The sequence below is a fragment of the Acidovorax sp. SUPP3334 genome, assembly GCF_030159055.1.
Lineage (GTDB): Bacteria > Pseudomonadota > Gammaproteobacteria > Burkholderiales > Burkholderiaceae_C > Paracidovorax.
In genome coordinates, this window is the sequence record NZ_BQXQ01000001.1 from 187588 (window position 1) to 211169 (window position 23582).

General features: G+C 66.4%; 19 protein-coding genes and 1 tRNA gene. 5 read left to right on the top strand and 15 right to left on the bottom strand.

The window, feature by feature from the left end; translation table 11 throughout:
• Positions 1-39: 39 nt before the first annotated feature.
• The 3 genes from AVHM3334_RS00810 to AVHM3334_RS00820 all read left to right on the top strand — a co-directional run bounded on the left by AVHM3334_RS00810 (position 40) and on the right by AVHM3334_RS00820 (position 7274).
• Positions 40-3381, top strand: coding sequence for an EAL domain-containing protein (locus AVHM3334_RS00810; protein ID WP_284408790.1), 3342 nt, complete (start codon positions 40-42; stop codon positions 3379-3381).
• A complete protein-coding gene (locus tag AVHM3334_RS00815) occupies positions 3378-5957 on the top strand; it encodes a putative bifunctional diguanylate cyclase/phosphodiesterase (RefSeq protein ID WP_284408792.1) in 2580 nt (859 codons plus the stop codon). The genes AVHM3334_RS00810 and AVHM3334_RS00815 overlap by 4 nt, the downstream gene beginning before the upstream one ends.
• A gap of 105 nt (positions 5958-6062) precedes the next feature.
• The gene (locus AVHM3334_RS00820) at positions 6063-7274 is read left to right on the top strand and encodes an FAD-dependent monooxygenase (RefSeq protein ID WP_284408793.1); all 1212 of its coding nucleotides are present in this window, start codon (positions 6063-6065) and stop codon (positions 7272-7274) included.
• Positions 7275-7368: 94 nt separating this feature from the next.
• On the opposite strand, the gene AVHM3334_RS00825 is transcribed toward AVHM3334_RS00820, so the two are convergent.
• From AVHM3334_RS00825 to AVHM3334_RS00860, 8 genes are all read right to left on the bottom strand, one after another.
• Positions 7369-8622, bottom strand: coding sequence for an MFS transporter (locus AVHM3334_RS00825; protein ID WP_284408794.1), 1254 nt, complete (start codon positions 8620-8622; stop codon positions 7369-7371).
• Between the two features lie 25 nt (positions 8623-8647).
• The gene (locus AVHM3334_RS00830) at positions 8648-9253 is read right to left on the bottom strand and encodes a hypothetical protein (protein WP_284408796.1); all 606 of its coding nucleotides are present in this window, start codon (positions 9251-9253) and stop codon (positions 8648-8650) included.
• A 66-nt stretch (positions 9254-9319) separates the two neighbouring features.
• Positions 9320-10735, bottom strand: a complete 1416-nt coding sequence (locus AVHM3334_RS00835; RefSeq protein WP_284408797.1) for an amidase — start codon at positions 10733-10735, stop codon at positions 9320-9322.
• A 23-nt stretch (positions 10736-10758) separates the two neighbouring features.
• Entirely contained in the window at positions 10759-12249 is a 1491-nt protein-coding gene (locus AVHM3334_RS00840) for an ABC transporter substrate-binding protein (protein ID WP_284408798.1), read from the bottom strand.
• Between the two features lie 76 nt (positions 12250-12325).
• Complete coding sequence (locus AVHM3334_RS00845) at positions 12326-13264, bottom strand: ATP-binding cassette domain-containing protein (RefSeq protein ID WP_284408799.1); 939 nt, start codon at positions 13262-13264, stop codon at positions 12326-12328.
• Positions 13261-14274 carry an ABC transporter ATP-binding protein gene (locus AVHM3334_RS00850; protein ID WP_284408831.1) on the bottom strand — a complete coding sequence of 338 codons (1014 nt, stop codon included), beginning with the start codon at positions 14272-14274 and terminating at the stop codon, positions 13261-13263. Before AVHM3334_RS00850 ends, AVHM3334_RS00845 begins: the two co-directional genes overlap by 4 nt.
• Before the next feature lie 29 nt (positions 14275-14303).
• Positions 14304-15206, bottom strand: a complete 903-nt coding sequence (locus tag AVHM3334_RS00855; protein ID WP_284408800.1) for an ABC transporter permease — start codon at positions 15204-15206, stop codon at positions 14304-14306.
• Positions 15206-16168 carry an ABC transporter permease gene (locus AVHM3334_RS00860; RefSeq protein ID WP_284408801.1) on the bottom strand — a complete coding sequence of 321 codons (963 nt, stop codon included), beginning with the start codon at positions 16166-16168 and terminating at the stop codon, positions 15206-15208. The genes AVHM3334_RS00855 and AVHM3334_RS00860 overlap by 1 nt, the downstream gene beginning before the upstream one ends.
• A gap of 287 nt (positions 16169-16455) precedes the next feature.
• On the opposite strand from AVHM3334_RS00860, the gene AVHM3334_RS00865 reads away from it, so the two are divergent.
• Positions 16456-16722 (top strand): YfhL family 4Fe-4S dicluster ferredoxin, encoded by a 267-nt coding sequence (locus AVHM3334_RS00865; protein WP_284408802.1) that lies wholly within the window; start codon positions 16456-16458, stop codon positions 16720-16722.
• Between the two features lie 61 nt (positions 16723-16783).
• Here AVHM3334_RS00865 and pth read toward each other — a convergent pair whose 3' ends face one another.
• The 7 genes from pth to AVHM3334_RS00900 form a co-directional block, all read right to left on the bottom strand.
• Entirely contained in the window at positions 16784-17392 is a 609-nt protein-coding gene (gene pth, locus AVHM3334_RS00870) for an aminoacyl-tRNA hydrolase (protein ID WP_284408803.1), read from the bottom strand.
• Between the two features lie 146 nt (positions 17393-17538).
• Positions 17539-18177 carry a 50S ribosomal protein L25/general stress protein Ctc gene (locus tag AVHM3334_RS00875; RefSeq protein WP_284408805.1) on the bottom strand — a complete coding sequence of 213 codons (639 nt, stop codon included), beginning with the start codon at positions 18175-18177 and terminating at the stop codon, positions 17539-17541.
• Positions 18178-18325: 148 nt separating this feature from the next.
• Positions 18326-19300: a ribose-phosphate pyrophosphokinase gene (locus AVHM3334_RS00880; protein WP_092741181.1), complete on the bottom strand. Its 975-nt coding sequence runs from the start codon at positions 19298-19300 to the stop codon at positions 18326-18328.
• A gap of 44 nt (positions 19301-19344) precedes the next feature.
• Positions 19345-19421, bottom strand: a tRNA-Gln gene (locus AVHM3334_RS00885).
• 24 nt (positions 19422-19445) lie between these two features.
• On the bottom strand, positions 19446-20309 hold the full coding sequence (gene ispE / locus AVHM3334_RS00890; RefSeq protein ID WP_284408806.1) for a 4-(cytidine 5'-diphospho)-2-C-methyl-D-erythritol kinase: 864 nt from the start codon (positions 20307-20309) through the stop codon (positions 19446-19448).
• A gap of 4 nt (positions 20310-20313) precedes the next feature.
• Complete coding sequence (locus AVHM3334_RS00895; RefSeq protein ID WP_284408807.1) at positions 20314-20844, bottom strand: lipoprotein insertase outer membrane protein LolB; 531 nt, start codon at positions 20842-20844, stop codon at positions 20314-20316.
• Positions 20845-20852: 8 nt separating this feature from the next.
• On the bottom strand, positions 20853-22640 hold the full coding sequence (locus AVHM3334_RS00900) for a tetratricopeptide repeat protein (RefSeq protein WP_284408808.1): 1788 nt from the start codon (positions 22638-22640) through the stop codon (positions 20853-20855).
• A gap of 29 nt (positions 22641-22669) precedes the next feature.
• Here AVHM3334_RS00900 and mutM point away from each other — a divergent pair, with 29 nt between their 5' ends.
• Entirely contained in the window at positions 22670-23485 is an 816-nt protein-coding gene (gene mutM / locus AVHM3334_RS00905; protein WP_284408809.1) for a bifunctional DNA-formamidopyrimidine glycosylase/DNA-(apurinic or apyrimidinic site) lyase, read from the top strand.
• Positions 23486-23582 lie beyond the last annotated feature (97 nt).

Genomic DNA, 23582 nt, shown 5'->3' on the forward strand with positions numbered 1-23582 from the left:
GATATGTTCAGGTAAGTCGCGCAGAGGTACCCCGCCGCCATGACGTTCCCATCCCAACGCCCGGTCACACGAGCCATCGTGCGGGCGCTTTTGTCGGAAGCGCCCGCAGTCACGCTCATGCTGGTGGTGGCGGTGTTGGCGTTGCTGCTGGTGCCCGTGGTCCAGCTGCTGGGGCCGGGGTTGCAAGGGCTGCATGGCCTGGAGCCTTTTCTCGACATGGTGGTGGTGCTGATCGGCCTGCTGGCCGTGGCGGTGTCGCTGCACATGCTCGACGACAGCCAGCAGGGCCGCGCCAACGTGCTGGTGGCCGGGCTGGCCACGGCGGCGGTCTGCAATTTCCTGCACTCGGTCTTGCTCCACCAGATGGAGAACATGGGTTTCCTGGCGCGAGAGGACGTCTCTGCCTATTTCGGTTGGCTGGCCCGTGCGGCCGAAGCGCTGACTTTGCTGCTGTTCGCCCTGAGGGTGTCTGCGCGTGGCCCGGGCCGGGCCTGGGCGGTCGGGTCCGCGGGGGTGTCTCTGGTATTGGTGTGGTCCGCTTCCAGCGGCCTGCCCGAGCAGCTTGCCCTGGCCCATGACGATCCGGTCACGATGGTGGCGAACGGGCTGCTGGGCGCCATCCTGGCGTTTGCCGCGTGGTCGATGTACCGGTTGGACCGCAATGCGCCGGCCGGGCGGGGCAAGGGGCGCCGGCGCATCATGGCCAGCGCGGCCACGGCGCTGGCGGCGGCTGAATTTTCCATGCTGATCTATCCGCTGCATCCGCTGTTCGTGGACACCTTCGCCCATGCGCTGCGGGTGCTGGGTTATGCGCTGATGTTCCAGGCCGTGTTCATCGCCGGCATTCGCATGCCGTTTTCCCGGGTGCGGGAGGCCGAGGCCCGCCTGCGCGAGAGCGAAGGCCGGCTGCAGCTGCTGGGCCGTAACCTGCCCGACAGCGTGCTGTACCAGCGGGTGCGCGAAGCGGACGGCCGATGGCATTTCGTGCACATGGGCGACGCCATCGAGCGCCTGAACGGCATTCCCGCCGAAGACGTGGTGAAGGACGCCACGCTGTTCTTCGAGCAGATGGCGCCCGAGGACCGGCTGGCCTGCGCAGCGTCCGACGAGGCCTCCTACCGCGCGATGGAAGTCGGCGAAGCCGTCGTCCGCATGCGGCGCGCGGATGGGCAGTGGCGCTGGATGCGGATGAGCTCCACCCCGCGCCCGCTGGACAAGGGCCGCGTGATCTGGGACGGCGTGCTCACCGACGTCACCGAGCAGCGCGAAGCGCAGGACCTGAGCCGTGCGCACGAAGTGCAGTTGGCCAGCCTGCTGAGCCATCTGCCGGGCGGCGTCTCGCGCCTGGACCGCGACCTGCGCATCGTCTATATCAACCCCTCCCAGGCGCACTGGCTGCGGCGCACCGTCGAGGAGCTGCAAGGCCAGCGCATCGCGGATGTGCTGCCCGACGATCTGATGAAGCCCATCCAGCCGCATTTCGACCGCGCGCTGCGGGGTGAGACCGTGGTGTTCGAGCACCGCATTCCCAAGAGCCATGGCGCCCAGTTCTGGCACACCACGCTGGTGCCAGAAATCTCGGCCGATGGCCGCACCGTGGCCGTGGTGGTGTTCGCCTTCGACCTGACCGAGCAAAAGCGCATGGCGCTCGAACTCACACAGCAGCGCACCCGGCTGGCCAGCCTGGTGAGCGCGATTCCCGACGTGGTGTTCCTCAAGGATGCCAACGGCTGCTATCTGTCGTGCAACCCCGTGTTCGAACGCTTCATCGGGCGGCGCGAGCGCGACATCATCGGCCTGTCCGACGACGAACTCATGCCGGCAGTGGAGGCGCAGCGCGTGCGCCAGCTCGACCAGCGGGCCATGGCCGCATGGCAGCCCCTCGTGTATGAAGAAACGCTCACCTTCAAGGAAGACGGGTACGAGGGGTATTTCGAAACCATCAAGACGCCCATCCGCGATCTGCACGGCCACGTCACCGGGCTGCTGGGCGTGTGCCGCGACATCACCGACCGCAAAAAGGCCGAGCAGCAGATCGAGTTGCTGGCGTTCTTCGATGCGCTCACCGGCCTGCCCAACCGCCGGCTGCTGCTGGACCGCCTGCAGCGCGCCAGCGCGGCCTGCCAGCGCAGCGGCCAGTTGGGTGCGCTGCTGTTCATCGACCTGGACAACTTCAAGGATTTGAACGACACGCTGGGCCACGACATGGGCGACCAGTTGCTGGCGCAGGTGGCCACGCGCCTGGTGTCCTGCGTGCGAGCGACAGACACCGTCGCGCGCTTCGGCGGCGATGAGTTCGTGGTCATGCTGGAGAACCTCGATGTCGACCTGACCGAAGCGGCCACCCAGGCCGAGCACGTGGCCGACAAGCTGCTGCAGCAGCTCAACCAGCCTTTCATGCTGGGCACGCAGCAGCACTACAGCACGCCGAGCATCGGCATCACGCTGTTCGGCGACCAGACCCGCAGCGTGGACGAACTGCTCAAGCGCGCCGATCTGGCCATGTACCAGGCCAAGGCGGAAGGCCGCAACACGCAGCGCTTCTTCGATCCCGAGATGCAGGCCCAGGTGCATGCGCGTTCGCACCTCGAAGCCGATCTGCGCCAGGGCCTGGCGCGGCAGGAGCTGGCCGTGCATTACCAGCCCATCGTGGACCACCGCACGCAGCTGTGCGGGGCCGAGGCCCTCGTGCGTTGGCGCCACCCCGAGCGCGGCATGATCAGCCCCGCCGACTTCATTCCGCTGGCCGAGCAGACCGGCCTCATCCTGCCGCTGGGCCGCTTCGTGCTGGAATCGGCCTGCCAGCAACTCGTGCGATGGGCGCGGCATCCCGAGACCGAACGCCTGACCATCGCCGTCAACGTGAGCGCGCGGCAGTTCCGGCAGCCGGCCTTCGCGGCCGAGGTGCTGGAAACCCTGCAGCGCACCGGCGCCAACCCGCAGCGGCTCAAGCTCGAATTGACGGAAAGCCTTCTGCTGGGCGACATCGAAGACGCCATCCAGCGCATGGCCCAGCTCAAAAAGCAGGGCGTGGGCTTTTCGCTGGACGACTTCGGCACCGGCTATTCGTCGCTCAGCTATTTGAAGCGCCTGCCGCTGGACCAGGTGAAGATCGACCAGAGCTTCGTGCGCGATGTGCTCACCGATCCCAACGACGCGGCCATCGTGCGCACCATCCTCGCGCTGGCCAAGAGCCTCGATCTGCAGGTGGTCGCCGAGGGCGTGGAAACCGCGGGCCAGCTGACCTTCCTGAAACTGCACGGTTGCGAAGGCTTTCAGGGCTACCTGTTCGGGCGGCCGAGCATCGTGGCGCAGTTCGAGCGCGACCAGCAACTGCCCGGCGATCTGCCTGAGTCCGCCGCCGAGGTCACTGCGGCATGAGCGCGGTGCCCGCTCGGCCGTTGGCTCCGGCGGCAGCCTTGCCGCTGCCGACCGGCGTGGGCCGTGCCCGCATCGGCTGGATCGATGCCCATGCGTCGAGTGCGCCCGCAGAGCGCGAATGGCTGGCGCGCCACCGGCCCGATTGGGATGTGCTGGACGTGCTGGATGTGCCTGAAAGTCCCACACCGCCCTTCGGCGCTTTCGACGGCCACGCTCTGGTGCTGTGCGTGCCCCGCGACGCCACGTCGCTGCCTGGCTGGACCGCGCAGGCCCGCCTCCAGCCGCTGATGCTCTGCCTGGAGCCCGCGCAAGAAGCCCTGGCCGCCCGCGCACTGCGGCACGGCGCCGGGGACTACGTGCTGCGCGCCGCTGGCAACGCCCACCTTCCGGAACTGGCGCAGCGCCTCGCTGCGCTGCTGGACCGATCCTTTGCCGCCCCATCTTCCCTTCCCGATGCCGCCGCCGCCATCGCGTCCACGCTGCCGTGGGCCGAAGAGCTGCGGGCGCAGAGGGCCTTGCTGCAGACCACGCTGGCCAGCATGAGCCAGGGCCTGTACACCGTGGGCGCCGATGGCCGCATCACCGTCTACAACGACCGCCTGCTGGAGCTGCTGGACCTGCCGCGCGCCCTGTTCGACGCGCGGCCCACGCCGATGCAGGTCAAGCGCGTGCAGACGGAGCGCGGCGATTTCGGCGAAGGCGCCGGGCTCGTCGACCGGCAGGGCCAGGCCTATGTGCAAAGCGGTGGCGAATTGCCGCCGCCCGATGTGTACTGGCGCCGAACGCGCAGCGGCCGCACGCTGGAGGTCCACACCACGCCCCTGCCCGACGGAGGCATGGTGCGCACTTTCACCGACGTGACCGAGCACGTCCGCACGCAGGCGGAACTGCGGGTGAGCGAGGCGCGTTTTCGCAGCCTGAGCGATCTGTCGTCCGACTGGTATTGGGAGCAGGACACCTCGTACCGGTTCATCCATTTCGTGGGCGGGCGCAGCACGCAGACCATGGCCCCGGGCGAGGTGGTGGGGCGCACCCGCTGGGAGATCGGCGCCCTCAACATGGCCACGGAAGACTGGGAGGCGCACCGCCGCCTGCTCGATGCGCGCGAGCCGTTTCGCGACCTCGAATTGCAGCGGCTGTCGCCGGACGGCGCGGCCTACTGGGTGTCGATCAGCGGCGTGCCGGTGTTCGACGATGCCGGCAGCTTCCAGGGCTACCGGGGCGTGGGCCGCAGCATCTCGGACCGCAAGCAGGTCGAGGCCGAGATCGAGCGGCTCGCCTTTTTCGACGCGCTCACGGGCCTGCCCAACCGCCGCATGCTGATCGACCGGCTCTACCGCGCGACCGTCTCCGTCGGCCGCACGCGGCGGCACGGCGTGCTGCTGTTCATCGACCTGGACAACTTCAAGGACCTGAACGACACGCTGGGCCACGACATGGGCGACCGGCTGCTCGTGCAGGTGGCGCAGCGGTTGCAGGCCTGCGTGCGCCAGACCGATACCGTCGCGCGCTTCGGCGGCGACGAGTTCGTGGTGCTTGCCGAAGGGCTGCCCGCCGAGTCGTGGGCTGCCAGCGCGGATGCCTCGCAACTGGCCCGCAAGATCGGCAGCGCGTTGAGCCTGCCGTATCTGCTCGATGGCATCAGCCACCACAGCACGCCCAGCATCGGCCTCACGCTCTTCGGTGAAGCCGCCGGCAGCGTGGACGACCTGCTCAAGCATGCCGACATGGCGATGTACCAGGCCAAGGCGGCCGGCCGCAACGCCGTGCGGTTCTTCGATCCCCAAATGCAGGTCGCCGTCAGTGCGCGGGCCGCGCTGGAGGCCGAACTGCGCCGCGGCCTGCAGGCAGGCGAGTTGGTGCTGCATTACCAGCCCATCGTGGACCGGCGCGGGCAGATGCTCGGGGCCGAAGCGCTGGTGCGCTGGCGGCACCCGCAGCGCGGCATCGTGTCGCCCGCCGAGTTCATTCCGGTGGCCGAGCAGAGCGGGCTCATCGTGCAACTGGGGCAGTGGGTGCTGGAACGCGGCTGCGAGCAACTGGTGGCCTGGAGCCGGAGCGCGGCCACCGCGCAGCTCGTGCTGTCGGTGAATGTGAGCGTGCGCCAGTTCCGCCAACCTGATTTCGTGCACCAGGTGCTGCACGCGCTGCGCGAGAGCGGGGCGCAGCCACGGCTCTTCAAGATCGAGCTGACCGAAAGCCTGCTGCTGACCGATGTGGAAGACGTGATCACCCGCATGGAACTGCTGCGTGCGCAGGGCGTGGGTTTCTCGCTGGACGATTTCGGGACCGGCTACTCGTCGCTCAGCTACCTCAAGCGCCTGCCGATCAACCAGCTCAAGATCGACCAGGGCTTCGTGCGCGACGTGCTCACCGATCCCAACGACGCCGCCATCGTGCGCACCATCCTCGCCCTGGCGCAAAGCCTGGACCTGCATGTGGTGGCCGAGGGCGTGGAAACCACCGGGCAGCTGCAGTTCCTGCAGCGCCATGGCTGCCATGCGTTCCAGGGGTATCTCTTCGGGCGCCCCGCACCTGTCACGGTGCTGGAGCGCGCGGTACGGCCCGCGCTTTGAGAGCGCTGCGCCGCTGCTGACCGGCCACTACCCTGCCGTCCGGCCGCAGGGTCGTTCCTTGATCTGACTGAATGGCCGCCACGGCGCGGCGGGCACAATCGCCGCATGCAGAAACAACAGGTGTTGGTCGCCGGCGGCGGCATCGGCGGGTTGGCGGCGGCATTGGGTGCCTCCCGCGCGGGGTGCGACGTGCGCCTGTACGAGCGCGCCGAGGCGTTCAGCGAGGTGGGGGCCGGCGTGCAACTGGGCCCCAACGTCGTGCGCCGCCTGCAGGCCTGGGGCCTTCAGCACCGGCTGCAGTCGGTGGCGGCGTTTCCCGGGCGGCTGCAGGTGCGCAGTGCACTGAGCGGCGCCGAACTGGCCGTGCTGCCCCTGGGGTCCACCGCGGTCGAGCGCTATGGCGCGGCCTACGCCACCATCCACCGCGCCGATCTGCACGGGCTGCTGCTGGCGGCCGTCGGCAAATACACCGACACGCAGATTTCGCTCGCCCACGGCATCGACCGCTTCACCGACGCCGAGGGCGTCGTCACCGTGCGCACCAGCCGGGGCAAGGAAGTGGAGGGCGACGCGCTCATCGGTGCCGACGGCCTGTGGAGCCGCACGCGCAGCAGCCTGCTCGGGCCGGTGCCGCCGCGCGTGACGGGCCATCTCGCCTACCGCGCGCTGGTGCCGCAACAAGCCTTGCCCGATGTCCTGCGCACCCGCCAGGTGACCGCCTGGCTGGGCCCCCGGCTGCATGCCGTGCAGTACCCCGTGCGCCGCGGCGAATTGCAGAACCTGGTGGTGATCGTGCAGGGCCCGGCACCCCAGGACCTGGAAGGCTGGGACCACGCAGCCAATGCCACGGGCCTCGAATCTGCGCTGCGCGGCACGTGCTCCGCGCTGCAGCAGGCGGTGCGGGGCGTTGCCGACGCGGGCGGCGGATGGCGGCTGTGGCCGCTGTGCGACCGGCCTCCCGTGCGCAGCGCCGACGACATGGCGCGCGGCCGGGTGGCGCTGCTGGGCGATGCGGCCCATCCGATGCGGCCCTACCTGGCACAAGGCGCCGGCATGGCGATCGAAGATGCCGCCGAGCTGCAGCGCGCGCTGGCCATGCACGACCTCGATGTGCCGCTGCGGCTGCGCCGCTACGCCCTCAACCGCTGGCAACGCAACGCCCGCGTGCAGGCGCGTTCCACGCGCAACGGCCGGATCTTCCACGCCACCGGCCCGGTGCGCTGGGCGCGCGATGCGTCGCTGCGGCTGCTGGGCGAGCGCCTGCTCGACGTGCCCTGGCTGTACCGGGGCGATGGGTCCAGCACCAGCTCTTTGTAGTTGCTATGTAATTGATAGCTACATGCCCTAGTGTTAATTGCGCTGGAGGCCGATTTTGCTGATATGCCTCATCGCGGCTGCGCTGCGCACCGGTTCAGGCGTGGGAGGGCGCGGGCAGCCGCAGGAAGGCCAGCACGCCGGCGGCCAGCAGCGCGGCGATCGTCAGCATCACGGCCGTGTACGGTTCCACGCCGTGCGCCGCCGCCATGGCCGCGGCCACGCCGGTGAGCCACTGCATCAGCGCCACGCCGAGAAACATCGCCATGGTGAACACGGCCATGGCGCGCCCTGTCATCGCTGCGGGGTAGGCAGCGCGCACGTCGGCGTACTGCAGCACCATGTACCCCGACAGCAGGCCCACGCCGATGGCGCCGGCCACGTCCAGCCACACCTGGTGCAGCAAGCCGATGGCCAGGAACAGCACCGCCAGCGCCATGGTGAAGCCCGCGATCCAGCGGCGGCGCCGCGTGGGGCCGGGGTCGAGCCGGCCGAACAGCGCGGGGCTGAACAGCGACACCAGCGACACCACCACGGCCACGTTGCCGCTTTGCACCAGCGTGAAGCCGTGCCGCTCGATCAGCAGCGGCCCCAGCCACAGCCCGCGCAGCGCCAGGAACGATGCATAGGTGTTCAGCGCCAGCAGCACGATGCCCGCCGTGTGCGGCAGCAGGAACAGCGCGCCGAACCCGCGCACGGCCGCGCCCACGGATTCGCGCGGCGCGCCGTCCCCGGGCCGCCGGGGCTCGCGCACCTTCCAGAAGATCAGCAGCCACGCCAGCGCGGCGAGGCCGGCCAGCACGCCGAAGCCCCAGCGCCAGGACGCCTGCTGCACCAGCCAGGCCAGGGGCGTGCCGGTGAACAGCATGCCCAGGCCGCCCACGCCCATCGCCACGCCCGACACCACCGCGAACCGGTGGGCCGGAAAGTGCCGCGCGATGAACACGGTGCACACCAGAAAAGCCGGCGCGCAGCCCACGCCGATCAGCATCTGGCCCAGCAGCACGGTGCCGTAGCCGGGCGCCATGGCCGACAGCAGGGCGCCCGCCACCGCCAGCGGAAACACCGCCAGCAGCGTGCGCCGCACGCCGAACAGATCGATGCCGATGCCCATGAACAGCTGCATGGTGCCGAACGCGAAAGCGAATGCCCCGGCGAACGCCCCCAGCGCCGCGGCCGACAGGCCGAACTCCGCGCGCAGGCCGGTGGCGATGATCGCGGTGATCGTGCGGAACGCCTGGCTGAGCGCAAAGCCCGACACCAGCGCCAGCAGCATCACCCAGGCAGCGCGCGGCGCCAGGCCCGTGGATGCCTCGTGAGACGGGTGCGCAGGCGATGGCGGGACGGACATCAGCGGCTGTGGGGGTGCAGGGCGCTCAGCCGTTGACCAGGGCCAGATACGCCTTGCGCGTTTCGGGCGCCACCGAGGCCACGAGCTGGTCGTAGGGCGTCTGGTGGCGCGCCATCATGCGGGCGGAGGCCACGGTCTTCGATTTGCAGAACCAGTGGCAGGTGTGCTGCATCAGGAACAGTTCTGCCGACAGCGTGAATGCCTTGTCGCGCGCCTCGCGGCCCATCTCGTTGCGCACGGCGCGGGCGATGCCCTGGGCATGCACCAGCAGGGCCTTGCGCATGTCGAACGAGGCCGAGGCGAACAACTGGTGCGCGAAGGGCACGGCCACCGGAATGCGGCTCACGCGGGTCACGGCAGGGTCCATGCGCGAGAACTCGGCGGTGAAGCGGTTGAACTGGTCGGTCAACTGCGATTCGGTGGTGGTCAGCAGGCTCCAGATCTGGTCGCGCCGCTGCGGATCGCTCTCGCCCAGTGCACGCAGGTAGCCCTCGGTGAGGTTCTCCATGAGCTTTTCGATCTGGTAATTGGCCAGGTGGCGCGCCAGCAGCGCGATGCGCCGGCGCTGCTGGCGGGCATTGAGGGCGTAGGTGCCGGTGGCGATGAGAATCGCCAGGAGAAAGGTGTCCATTTGCGGGGTCGGGCCGTGGTGTCGGGAGAGCGAAGGGTGAGGGTGAAGGAAAACAGGGCGCCTTCCTCACGCCCCGGGGGGCTGGGGCCAGGGCCGTTGTGGCGCACGGATCTGTTCGAAGGCATGGGCCACCTGCAGCACGCCCAGGTCGTTAAAGCGCGGGCCGGCGATCTGCAGCCCGATCGGCAGCCCTGCGGCCGTGTATCCGCAGTTCACCGACGCGGCCGGCTGCTCGGACATGTTGAACGGCACCGTGAAGCCGATGTGCTCCAGCGGGCGCAGCGGGTCGTTGGTGGGCGATGGCAGCTCGGCCGCGAAGGCCGGCATGGGCGCCACGGGCGAGAGCACGTAGTCGAACGCACCGCAGGCCTGCACCGCAACCACGCGCGTCGCATGGAACTGCTGGCTGGCGTGGAACACGGCGGTGCCCGACAACCCGGCAGCGCTGTCGGCCCAGGCACGGATGTAGGGCAGCACCTGCGCGCGCCGCGCTTCGGGCAGCGTCTGCAGATCGGTATGGGAGCGCATGCGCCAGAAATGGTCCATGCCGTCGAGCATGCCCTGCGTCATGAACGGGTTCATCGGCTCGACGTGGGCGCCCGCCGCTTCGAACCACCGCGCGGCCTGCTCGATGGCGGCGCGCACTTCGGGATCGACCGGCAGGCCGCAGCCCGCATCCAGCAGCAGTCCCAGGCGCAGGCCGCGCAGCCGCTCGGGCCCCCGGGCGAAATCGTGCCAGGCGATGTCCTGAAACGGCAGGCCCATGCTGTCGCGCACATCGGGCTGGCTCAGCACCTGCATCATCAGCGCGGCATCGGCCACGGTGCGCGTCATCGGGCCGGCGGCGCGGCCGGTGTAGGGCGGATCGATGGGAATGCGGCCCAGGCTGGGTTTGAGGCTGAAGATGCCGCACCAGCTGGCGGGCAGGCGCAGCGAGCCGCCGATGTCGGTGCCGATGTGCAGCGGCCCGTAGCCCGCTGCCGCCGCCGCGCCGCCGCCCGCGCTGGAGCCGCCCGGCCCTTTGGACAGATCCCACGGGTTGCGCGCCAGCGCATGGAAGCTCGACAGGCCGGACGACAGCATGCCGTAGTCGGGCATGGTGGTCTTGGCGACGATCACGGCGCCGGCCTCGCGCAGGCGCGCGGCCGGCGGCGCATCCGCCGCTGCGGGCGTGAGCACCGTGGCCGCCGTGCCCAGCGGCGTCGGATCGCCCTGGGTGGCGATGTTTTCCTTGATGGTGGCGGGCACGCCGTCCAGCAGGCCCTGCGGTGCACCGCGCAGCCAGCGCGCCTCGCTCGCGCGGGCCTGCTCCAGCGCCGCTTCGGGGCGCAGCAGGTAGGTGGCGCACAGGTGGGGCTCCCACCGCGCGATGTGGTCCAGCACCGACTGCGTCACCTCCACCGGGGACAGGCGGTGGGTGCGGTAGGCGTCGATCAGGGCGTGGGCGGGCAGGTCGTGCAGCGCAGGCGTGGCGTCGGGCATGGCGTCGGGTATGGGCGATCCGCTCATGACCACGACAGCGCCGACAGGTCGTTCACGAAGATCGGCATGTCCTTCCACAGGCCGCGCAGGTTCTTGTTGGCCACGGTCACCCACTGCGGCTGGTATAGGAAGGCGTGCACGGAATCCTCGGCCAGCAGGCGCTGCGCATCGCCCAGCAGGCGTGCACGGTCGGCGGGGCGGGCGGCGTTCTTGATCTGCTCGTACAGCGCATTGAATTGGGGCGAGTTGTAGCCCCAGTAGTAATCGGGCTTGGCGAAGTTGCCCAGGTCGAACGGCTCCACGTGCGAGATGAGGGTCAGGTCGTAGTTCTTGTTGCCATACGTGCCGCTGAGCCACTGCGCCCATTCCACGTTCTGCAGCTTGGCGACGATGCCCACCTTGGCCAGCTGCGCCGCGATGACCTCGCCGCCCTGGCGCGCATAGGGCGTGGGCGGCAGCGTCATGGTCAGCTCCAGCGGCGTCTTCACGCCCGCCTCGGCCAGCAGTTTCTTCGCCTTTTCGGGGTCGAAGGGGTTGATGCCCGTGGTGTCCAGGTAGCCGAAAGCGCCCGGTACGTAGTGGCTGCCGATGGGCACGCCCAGGCCATCGCCCGCCCCCTGGATGACGGCCTTGCGGTCGATGGCGGCGGCGATGGCGCGGCGCACGCGCACGTCGTCCAGCGGCTTTTTCTGCTGGTTGATGGCCAGGATGGTCTTGGCCCACGAGCCGCTCACGATCACCTGGAAGCGCGGATTCGCCTTGAACTGCGCCACGCTGCGCGGCGTGACGCGCGGGAACGCATCGACATCGCCCGCCATCAGCGCCGCCACCTGCGCGGCCGGGTCCGAAATGAAGCGGAAGGTCGCGCGGCGGATGTGCACGGCGTTCGCCGTGCGGTAGCCGTCCCAGCGCGCCAGCGTGACCGAGGCGCCCTTGCTCCACGATTCGAGCCGGTAGGGGCCGGTGCCGACGGGCTTGGTCGCATTGGCATCGGCGCTGCCGGGCTCGACGATCACCGCGGTGGCCTGGCCCAGCACGAAGAGCAGGTCGGGGTCGATGTCCTTGTTGATCACCACGACGGTGAGGTCGTCCACCGCCTGCGTGGTGAGGTTGGCGAAGGTGCGCTTGTCCTTGTTGGTGCTCTTTTCGCCGGCCGCGCGGTCGAACGAGAACTTCACGGCCGCCGCGTTGAATGGCGCGCCGTTGTGGAACTTGACGCCTGCACGCAGCTTGAAGGTGTAGGTCTTGAGGTCGGGCGAGACCTCCCAGCTTTCGGCCAGCAGCGGCGAGACGCTGCCGTCCGCATTGATCTTGGTGAGCGGCTCGAACACGTTGTACAGCGTGATCTCGCCGATGGACGAGGCCGCGCCGGCCGTCGGGTCCAGCCCCGGGGGCTCCAGCGTCATGGCGAGGGTGACGGCGTCCTTCTTGCCCTGGGCCAGTGCCTGCAGGGACGTGGCGAGCGGCACGGTGGCCAGGGCGCCGGTGGCGAGGACGGTGCGACGGTTCAGCATGGGCGGATTCTCCGAAAGGAACAAACCAGGGGCGGGCCGGAAGGCATCGGGCAGGCAGCGGCCAAGGGGCTTTTTACTACACCCGCTGCCCATCGGCGCGCAGCGGGACGGCCGCCGCACGGGCCGGGCGGGGCGCGATGGGCGGCACGGCGGCCACCAGCGCGCGGGTGTAGGGGTGTTCGGCCTCGCTGAACAGTGCCTCGGGCGTGCCACGCTCCACGATGCGGCCCTGGTAGAGCACCACGACTTCGTCGCACAGGTGGTTCACCACGGCCAGGTCGTGGCTGATGAGCAGGTAGGTGATGCCGAAGGTTTCCTGCAGGTCCTGCAGCAGGTTCAGCACCTGCGCCTGCACCGACACATCGAGCGCGCTCACCGGCTCGTCGGCCACCACCAGGCGGGGCCGCGTGACGATGGCGCGGGCGATCGCGATGCGCTGGCGCTGCCCGCCCGAGAATTCGTGCGGGTACTTGTCCAGATCGCTCGTGCGCAGGCCCACCTGGGCGAGCGCCTCGCCGGCCCGCTCGCGCTGTTCGGCGCGCGACACCTTCGCCGCATCCGGCGTGGCATGCAGCGCCTGCAGTGGCTCGGCCACGATGCGTGCGACCGTCTGGCGAGGGTCGAGCGAGCCGTAGGGGTCCTGGAAAACCATCTGGAAATCGCGGCGCGCTGCCCGCAACTCGGCTGCGGGCAGCGTGTGCAGATCGCGCCCCAGCAGGTGCACGCTGCCGGAGGTGGGCGCATCCAGCGCCATTACCAGGCGCGCCAGCGTCGATTTGCCCGAGCCGGATTCGCCCACCACGCCCAGGCTGCGGCCGGGCGCGATGGACAAGCTCACCCCGTCGAGTGCCCGCACCGTGGGCGGAGGCGACCACAGGCGCTCGCGCGGCAGGGCATATTCGCGCACCAGGCCGGTGGCCTGCAGCAGAGGAGGCTCCTCGGTGTCAAATTGGTCCGATGCCCTAGTACTTATTGCCTTTGATGCTATGGTTTTGATAGTATTTCCCAGGATCATGCCCGGCTCTCCTGCGCTGCGGCGGCCACCGCGCCCAGCCGAATGCAGCGGGCCGAATGGTCGTCGCCCAGCGGCACGGCGGGCGGCAGGGCCGGGTAGCACGCCGGCACCGTGAAGCCGCAGCGGCCCGCGAAGGGGCAGCCCGGCGGCAGGTCCACCAGCTCCGGCACGGTGCCGGCAATGGTCGGCAGGCGCACGCGCGTGCCAGCGGCGCCTCTCCCCGATGCCCCATTCAGCCGCGGCCGGGCCGCGAACAGCCCCCGCGTGTACGGGTGGGCCATGGCCGAGAACACCGCCGCCGTCGGGCCGCGCTCGACCACCGTGCCGCCGTACATCACCAGCATGCGGTCCACGTTCTGCGCGATCACGCCCAGGTCGTGCGAGATCAGGATCAACGCCATGCCGCGCTCGGCCACCAGTTCGCCGATCAGCCCCAGGATCTGCTGCTGCACCGTCACGTCCAGCGCGGTGGTGGGCTCGTCGGCGATCAGCAGGTCCGGCCCGCAGGCCAGCGCCATCGCGATGGTGATGCGCTGGCGCTGCCCGCCCGAGAACTGGTGCGGAAATGCATCGAATCGCTGCGCCGCACGGGGAATGCCCACGCGCTCCAGCAGCGCCACGGCCTGCGTGCGTGCGGCGGCGGCGGACAGCCCCAGGTGCCGCCGCAGCGGCTCGGCCACCTGCCGGCCGATGGTGTGCACGGGGTTGAGCGCCGTCATCGGCTCCTGGAACACCATGCCGATCCGGCGCCCGCGAATGCGGCACAGCGCTGCTTCGCTCTGGCCGAGCATCTCGGCACCGTCGAAGCGAATGCTGCCGCGGGTCGTGGCGCGGTCCGGCAGCAGGCCCATCAGCGCCATCGCGGTGAGCGATTTGCCGCAGCCCGATTCGCCGATCAGGCCCAGTGTTTCGCCGCGTTCGAGCGTGAAGCCGACGCCGCGCACCGCATCGGCCGGGCCGCGGTGCGTGTGCAGCCGCACGTGCAGGTCGGAGACTTCGAGCAGGGGCATGGCGGGCGTCACGGTGCGGTCCATGTCGGTCAGCGCTGGCGCGCCAGGCGCGGGTCGAGCAGATCGCGCAGGCCGTCGCCCAGCAGGTTCAGCCCCAGCACCGCCAGCGCGATCGCCACGCCCGGCCACACGGCCAGCAGCGGCGCCTGGAACATCAACGTCTGCGCCTCGCTCAGCATGCGGCCCCAGGAAGGCTGCGGCGGCTGCGTGCCCAGGCCCAGATACGACAGCGCGGCCTCGGCCAGGATCGCCAGCGCGAACTGGATCGTGGCCTGAACGATCAGCACCGCGGCAATGTTGGGCAGCACATGCTCGATCGTGATGCGCCAGGGGCCCTTGCCGCAGGCGCGCGCCGCCAAAATGAACTCGCGCGACCACACCGCGTTGGCCGATGCCCGCGTGACCCGCGCGAACGTGGGAATGTTGAAGATGCCGATGGCGATGATCGAATTGACCACCCCCGCCCCGAACACGGCCGTGAGCATGATGGCCGAGAGAATGGCCGGGAATGCGAAGGTGAAGTCGGCCATCCGCATGATGAGTTCTTCCACCCAGCCCCGCCGCGCCGCCGCCAGCAGCCCCAGGGCCGTGCCGATGGTGAGGCCGATGCCCACCGCGATCACTCCCACCAGGATGGAATTGCGGGCACCCACCAGCAGCAGCGAAGCCACGTCGCGCCCGAACGCGTCGGTGCCCAGCCAGTGCGCGGCCGACGGGGGCAGCAGCTTGGCCTCCATGTCCATGTCGTAGGGCGAGCCGGGCGTCCATGCGAACGACACCAGGGCGGCCAGCACCAGCAGCAGCGACAGCACCGCGCCGATGGCGAAGCTGCGGTGGCGCAGCGCCCGCGCCCATCCCGAAGGCGCCGTGCCGGGCGCGGTGGCGGGGGCGGCAGCAATGGCAGGAGAGGACGGTGTGGCGGGTGTGGGCATTACAGGTCGCTGGCTTTCACGCGCGGATCGATGGCCGCATAAAGAATGTCCACGACGAAGTTCACGACGATCACCATGGCCGCCAGCAGCATCACGCAGTTGCGCACCACGATCAGGTCGCGGTTGGCGATCGACTGGAAGATCAAGCGTCCCAGGCCCGGCAGGTAGAAGACGTTCTCCACCACGATGGTGCCCGCCAGCAGGTTGGCGAACTGCAGGCCCATCACCGTCACCACGGGAATCATCGCGTTGCGCAGCACGTGGCCCCAGAGCGCCGCGCGCCGCGACAGGCCCTTGGCGCGCGCCGTGCGCACGAAGTCCTCGCGCAGCACCTCCAGCACCGACGAACGCGTGATGCGCGCCAGGATCGCCGCCTGCACCACGGCCAGCGAAATTGCCGGCAGCAGCAGTGCCTTGAGCGCCTCGAGCGGGCTGCCGCCGCTCTCCTCGGTCCAGCCCGGAAATCCGCCCGCCGAGAACCACTGCAGCTTCACCGAAAACAGCAGGATCAGCAAAATGGCGAACCAGAAATTCGGAATGGCGATGCCGATCTGCGCCAGCCCCATCACGCCCACATCGCCCCAGCGGTTGTGGCGCGATGCCGCGTACACACCCGCCAGCAGCGCCAGCACGGTGGTGATGGCCATGGCCATCAGCGCCAGCGGCACGGTGAGCGCCAGCCGCTCCAGTACCAGGTCCCGCACCGGCGTGCCGTAGGCGTAGCTGTCGCCCAATTGACCCGTCAGCAGCCCGCCCACCCAGTGGCCGTAGCGCTGCAGTGCGGGCTGGTCCAGCCCCAGCTTCGCCGCCAGGGCGGCCACGGCCTCGGGCGAGGCATCCGGCCCCATCAGCATCTGCGCCGCATTGCCGGGCAGGATCTCCAGCACCACGAACACGACCACCGACGCACCGGCCAGCGTGGCGACGAGCGTGAGCAATCGTTTGAGGAGGAAGGGTCCCATGGGGTGGTTCTGAAGGGCGCCAGGGGCGTCCGGGCTGCCGGAAGGGGCAGGGCGGCGTGAATGGCAGCATAGCGGCAAATGGCCGGCCAAGGCCAGCGCCCGGGCGCCGTGCCTGTCGCGTGTGTTCGGTGGGCCGATGGCTTGGCGCCGCCGTGCGGGAGGGGCGTCTAAGTGATCGGCGCGCAGCACATCGCCGCCCCGCCTGCGCCAGGGGCATGCCGCCGCAGGGATAATCGCCCGATGACTTCCGCACTCCGCATCCTCCAGGCCCTCGCAGGGAGACAGCCATGGCGCTGATGATCACCGACGAGTGCATCAACTGCGATGTGTGCGAGCCCGAGTGCCCCAATCAGGCCATCTACCTGGGCGAGGCCATCTACGAAATCGATCCCGCCAAGTGCACCGAATGCGTGGGCCATTTCGATGAGCCGCAATGCGTGCAGATCTGCCCCGTGGCGTGCATTCCGGTCAACCCGCAACACGTCGAGAGCCGGGAAACCCTCTTTCAGAAGTACGAACGCCTGCAGGCGCCTGCACAGGGTTCGGCCGGATAGTCCAGGCGCTGGATGCCACCAGCGCTTATTCAGTAAGCATTGTTAGCTATAAAAATAATAGCTAAATGCCTTCGGGTCGGGGTGGCTTGGGCCGTGGAGGCTTGGTCGTGTGCACCAGCAGCGTGGCCTTTTCCATATCGCCTGCCAGCATGGCCGGATGGGCTTTCAGGGAATGGGCGATGCTGTCTTCGATCAGCGTGCGATGGTCGGGGGAGGGCTTTTTGAGCACCCAGTTCGCCACTTCCGCCTTGATGCCCGGGTGGCCGATGCCGATGCGAAGGCGCCAGTAGTCCGCAGACCCCAATTGCGCATGGATGTCGCGCAACCCGTTGTGGCCGGCATGGCTGCCGCCGCGCTTGAGTTTCACCTGGCCTGGAGCGATGTCCAGTTCGTCATGCGCCACCAGGATCTCATCCGGCTGGATCTTGAAAAACCGCGCCAGCGTTGCCACCGATTTGCCCGAGAGGTTCATGAACGTCTGGGGCTCCAGCAACCACACGCTTTGCCCGTGAACGCTCGTGCGGGCCACCAGACCGTAATAGCTGCGGTCGGGCACCAGCGTGGTCTTGAGCTCACGGGCGAGCGCATCGATCCACCAGAATCCGGCGTTGTGGCGAGTGGCGTCGTAATCGGGCCCTGGATTGCCCAGGCCCACAAACAGTTTGATCATGGTGTCCGCGATTATCCGTGTGCGCCAAAGAAAAACGGCCCGCATGAGGGGCCGTTGGGAGCAGGCCGCCGAAGCGGCCCGCAAGGAGCGGCAACGCTGCCTGCCCCTTGCTTGTCGGAATACGACAGTGCTGTTTGCTTGCTTGCTTACTTCTTCTTGCCCTTGCCGGCCTTGGCATCGGCGGCGGGCGCTGCTGCGTCGGCAGCAGGCGCTTCCACTTCGACCACAGGGTTCGTCACCGACACCAGAACGGGGTTGTTCTGGCCGCCACGGATCACAGCGCTCACGCCGCGGGGCAGCTTGATGTCCTTCAGGTTCAGCGAAGAACCCTTCTTCAGCTTGGACAGGTCCACAGCGATGAATTCAGGCAGGTCGGAAGGCATGCACGACACATCGAGTTCGTTCACGACGGGGTTCACCAGGCACTTGTCCACCTTCACGGCGTCGGATTCTTCAGCGCCGCTGTAGTGCAGTGGCACCTTCATGTGCAGCTTGGTCTTGGCATCCACGCGCTGGAAATCGATGTGCAGCACGAGTTGCTTGTAGGGGTGGTATTGCACGTCACGCAGCAGCACTTTGCTGGTGGTGCCAGCGACTTCCATGTCCAGCACGCTGGAGTGGAAGGCTTCCTTCTTGAGGGCGTGCCACAGAGCGTTGTGGTCGATCTCGATCAGTTGTGGCTCGGCTGCACCGCCGTAGACGATGCCGGGCGTCTTGCCCGTGTTGCGCAGACGGCGGCTCGCACCCGTACCTTGCTTGGCGCGCTCAAAAGCGACGAAGTTCATAGTTAGCTCCTGTAAGGGCCGGCCGCGACCAGCTCAGACCCTGTTGAAAAAGACACGTGCCACCTGGCAGCGGGTCTGCTTGTGTTCCCGAACGAACAAACCTCCCGAAGGAGGCTTGGCATCCAATCCGCGCGAGGGCGGAATAAGATCAGAAAAGATTGTCCTGGTCCGAGAACAGACTCATCACCGACTCACCCTTGGCAATGCGCTGGATCGTTTCTGCGATCAGCGGTGCCACGGAGAGTTGGCGAATCTTGGCGCATCCCTTGGCGGCTTCGCTCAAGGGGATGGTGTTGGTCACGACCACTTCGTCGAGCGCGGAGCCTTTGGCGATGCGTTCGATGGCCGGGCCCGAAAAAATAGGGTGCGTGCAATAGGCATACACCTTTTTGGCGCCACGCTCCTTGAGCACTTCGGCGGCCTTCACGAGCGTGCCGGCGGTGTCGATCATGTCGTCCATGATCACGCAGTTACGGCCGTCGATTTCACCGATCACATGCATCACTTCCGACACGTTGGCCTTGGGCCGGCGCTTGTCGATGATGGCCAGATCGCAGTTGAGTTGCTTGGCCAGCGCGCGGGCACGAACCACGCCGCCCACGTCAGGCGACACGACGATCAGGTCGTCGTACTGCTTTTGGCGCAGATCACCCAGCAGGACGGGCGATGCGTAGATGTTGTCCACCGGAATGTCGAAGAAGCCCTGGATCTGGTCTGCATGCAGATCCATCGTCAGCACGCGGGCGACGCCCACGGCCTGCAGCATGTTGGCCACTACCTTGGCGGAGATGGGCACCCGGCTGGAGCGGGGACGGCGGTCTTGTCGGGCATACCCGAAGTAGGGAATCACCGCGCTGATGCGCTCAGCCGAAGCGCGCTTGAGCGCATCGACCATGATCAGCAATTCCATGAGGTTTTCGTTGGTCGGCGCGCAGGTCGATTGCACAACGAATACATCGCGGGCACGAACGTTTTGCTTGATTTCGACGGTGACTTCGCCGTCAGAGAAACGGCCTACGTCCACTGCACCGAGCGTAGTACCGAGGTGCCGGGCAATATCAGCCGCCATCCCAGGATTGGCGTTGCCGGTGAAAACCATGAAGTCGGGGTGATTGGCTTGCATGAGCGACCCAGCAGTCTAAAAAAATGCCCGTGTGCGAAAGGATTTGGCAGGGGAAGAAGGATTCGAACCTTCGCATGCCGGAATCAAAATCCGGTGCCTTAACCAGCTTGGCGACTCCCCTACACAGGTCAATTGCCGAAAGCAATCAACCGAAATCTTCGTCTGAAGCCCATCCTGCCAGAGGATGAATCATCAGATTTCCACATGCCCTCACTTGCCATGCGCCCGGGGCGTCTTGCAAGTTAACCGCATGTGGCATTTGCGCAAACACTGCACTTCCAGAGCCAGTCATTCGTCCTTGCAACCCTTTTGATTCAAGCCAATCGAGGGCCTGACTCACTTCGGGACACAGTGCCTGAGCAACCGGCTGCAAGTCATTACTTCCGAATCGGTAGTGTGCTGCAGCAAAGCCTAAGATTGTAGCATAGCCAGAATCGCGTTTTAAAGAAGGGTGCGAAAAAATCGATTTCGTATCCAATCCCGCTTCTGGTTTGACTACCAGGAATTGTGTTCTTGGCAGTGCATGCTCTCTCTCAAGCGGGCGTATTGTCTCACCAATTCCTTCGACCCAAGCGTTCCTGCCGCGTAAAAAAAAGGGCACGTCGGCCCCAAGCGACAGTCCGATTTGTTCCAGCTGGGTTCGGGTCAGGTGCAGGTCCCAAAGCCTGTTGAGCGCCAGCAAGGTGGATGCGGCATCCGAAGATCCTCCACCCATGCCGGCTTGGGCTGGTATGCACTTTTCAACGCTGATATGCGCTCCCAGGTTGCATCCTGTCGCCTTCTGCAATGCCGTGGCGGCCTGAATACAAAGGTCTTGCGGCGGCAATGCTTGCGACAGGTCTTCCCGGCTGACCTGCCCATCACTGCGCCGTTCGAAATGCAGTACGTCGCACCAATCAATGAGCATGAATACCGACTGCAGCAAGTGATAGCCATCAGCCCGTCGCCCAGTGATGTGAAGAAATAAATTGAGCTTGGCCGGCGCTGGCACGTCATGCAGCGATTGCATGCTGTCAGCGGTCCAGTGCAATGCGCAGCGTGGCCTGGGGCAGTGGGCTGCGGCGATAAGCGACTAGCCTGCCGCGGTCCATTCCTTCCAGATCGGCGTCCCATCCCTCGGCCACTGCAGGCTCCTGGCGAAGCCAGCCGAACAAGGCAGTCACAGGGACTGTGCTGCCTGTGAGTTGCAATACCAGTGTGTCCAATGAGTCTGACTCGCGCGTTTCGTTGCCGTTGGTCAATGTGGCCCTGCCTGGAGACCAAATCAGCTTGGCGATGACATTGCCAAAGGGGTTGAGCAGCGTCAATTCACCTTGCGCTGGCTGGCCTCTCAATTCAAAGCCTGCATTCAATGGCTGAGCAGCAGGGTCATCGACTTGGAGTGAAAGTCGGCCACTCCAAGCATTCGCTTGTGGACTTTGCTGATGGCTTACGCGAGCCTGCTGCGCGCAACCGGTCGCAAGAAGTGTCATCACTATCGCCAGCACGGCGCGCCATGTGGACCAGTGAGTCTTGACGAAAGCAGGGCGATAGCCCGTGGCCATTTGTCGTATCAAGGGTTTGCTCCGAGACGCTTAAGGGTTTGTCGCAGCGTGTCGTTGTCTTTGTTCAGCCGCAAACCTTCTTTCCAGACCACTGCTGCCCGATCACGCTCTCCCATCGCCCAGAGCGCCTCTCCCAGGTGGGCTGCAATTTCTGGATCGGGCTGGGCTTTGAATGCATCGCCCAGCAGGCGTACGGCTTCCTTTCGGTTGCCGAGCCGAAACTCCACCCATCCCAGGCTGTCCATGATGAAGGGATCTCCAGGAGCGTATTCCAAAGCTTTCGCAATCAATTGCTTAGCTTCGGGCAGGCGAATATCTCGCTCTGCCAATGAGTACCCCAAGGCGTTGTAAGCATGGTGATAGTCTGGCTGGCGGGCAATGATCTCGCGCAGCAGTTTTTCCATCTCGTCCAACAGGCCTGCTTTTTCGGCCAACATGGCTTGGCCGTAGGCCAACTCGTTGTCCTGGGGTGCCAGTGCTGCCGCCTTGCCTTGTGCTTCGTAAGCCTCCCGGTAGCGTTGTGCATCGCGCAGAAGTTGGACCTCGGCGAGCAACTTCATTCGCTCATCCTGGGCGGTCTTGGCTGGCAAGGCACGAATGAGTGCAATGGCCTCGGGTAGTTTGCCTTGTTTGGCCAGCAGGGATGCTCTGCGGCTCTGTACCGTCAGCAATTCGGCAGAGTTTCCAACCTTTCCCAGCCATTCTTCGGCCTCAGCCAGATTGCCGTGCTTTTCTGCAATTTGCGCGTGCAATAAAAACGCCTTGGTCGCCGCCGCCCGGCGTGGATCGCTTTCGGGCAAAGACTCAAGCAGTTTTTGGAATTGAAGCAGCGACGCCTTTGCTTCATCGAGACGATTTGCCTGCAGATGCAAAGTGGCCTGGATCAGCCAAGCTTCCACCATGTCCGGCGTACTTTGCGTAAGCAAGTCGGCCTGCTTGGACGCTTCTGCATAGCGTTGAGAATCCAGCAGAACCCTGACGTACGCCATTCGAATCTCCGGCTTGGGCATGCCGGCCAAATAGCGTGCCACCAACGGTTCGGCTTCCGTCTCACCGGCTTCGAGCAGCTGCAAGGCCAGCAGGGCCACTGCTTCGGCAGGCGCTTCCAATGTTTGCGCCTGGCGCACGGCCTCCAAACCGCCTTTTTTGTCGCCAGCAGCCAGGCGCATTCGGCCCACGGTGATCCAAGCCAAGGGTGCAGATGCTGGATTGACGAGTTGGTCGGCCAGCGCCTGCTCGACCACTTTGCTTGCCATGGCCTTGTTACTCGCTCTCCCGTAAAGCTGGGGTATGGCCTGCAGCGTCATCGCCCTGTCGCGAGCGGGTGACTGCGCCAATTCTTGCTTGAGCAAATTCGAAGTCTCTTCGGTTCGATTAAGTGCAATGAGTATTTGCAGTACGTAGCGATTGGCCTCTCGTGATTGAGGCTTTGCCTCTTTCCAGGCCTTCGCGGCCGCGAGTGCATATTCAGCCGAGCGGGATTGCAACGCAATCTCAATGGCTCGACGGTAGAGCTGACCGTCGCCACTGCGCCGGGCTGCCTCGAGCATGAGCGAGTAGCCCGTCCCGGGGTCGCCCCCTGTGGTGCTGATTTCCCCCAACAGAATTTCGTAAAACAGTTCGGCATCCAATGCCGCAGTGGCATCGCTGGAGGATTCCTGAGACTCCCGGGAGTCCGCTTGCGGATTGGGCGGCGTGTTTTGCGCCTGTGCGGAGAGAGCTCCCATCACCATGATGCACGCCAGGGTAACGGTCCAGATTCGATGTAATTGCGCCATCGACCCATAATAATCCATGGTCCGAGGTCTTTGTGGAGCGTGCAGGCATGCCTGAGTTGCCGGAAGTGGAAGTCACGCGACTCAGCATCGCGAAAGGTCTGTCAGGGGCAGTGATCGAATCCGTTGCGCTGGGCAAGCCGTTGAGGTGGCCTCTCGGCTATCCACCGGAACGCTTGATTGGCCGCACCATCATCCAGGTGCGGCGCCGAGGTAAGTACCTCTTGTTGGATTTGGATAGCGGATTGCTTCTGGTGCACCTCGGCATGTCGGGGAGCTTGCGCTTGGGCCATGATCTTGGCGCTATTGGGCTGCACGATCACTTTGAAATGAGGACGACCGGTGGCACTTTGCGCTTGCGTGATCCCCGGCGATTCGGGGCGGTGGTATGGGCAGAAGGCGAAGACGATCCCGTGGCCAGAAAGCTGCTCAGCACCCTGGGTGTCGAGCCTCTTTCAGATCTATTCACGGTCGACGGCCTTTTCGCGGGCCTGCGTGCCAGCCGTTCACCAGTAAAACAGGTCCTTCTCGGTGGAAAAGTAGTAGTGGGCGTTGGAAACATCTACGCATCCGAAGTGCTTTTCCTGGCGGGAATTCGACCCACGGCGAAATCATCAACCATTGGTTTGGAGCGTGTGCGACGGTTGCATGCAGCGATTCGGCAAGTGCTGACAAGGGCTGTAGAACGTGGAGGCAGCACGCTGCGTGACTTTGCGAGCGCCGATGGCAGTGAGGGCCATTTCCAGTTGGAGGCCCATGTTTATGGACGGCAGGACGAAGCATGTAGCACTTGTGGCTCAATCATCCGCATGATTCGGCAGGGCCAACGAAGCACTTACTATTGCATGCGTTGTCAGAAGGGATGAGTTAGGGGTGAAGCCCCCGCCCGTGACAGGCTTCGATGAGTTCGTAGGGTGCTATATTTTGTGCAGGCCCTCGCCCGTGGGGGTGCAGCGACATTCG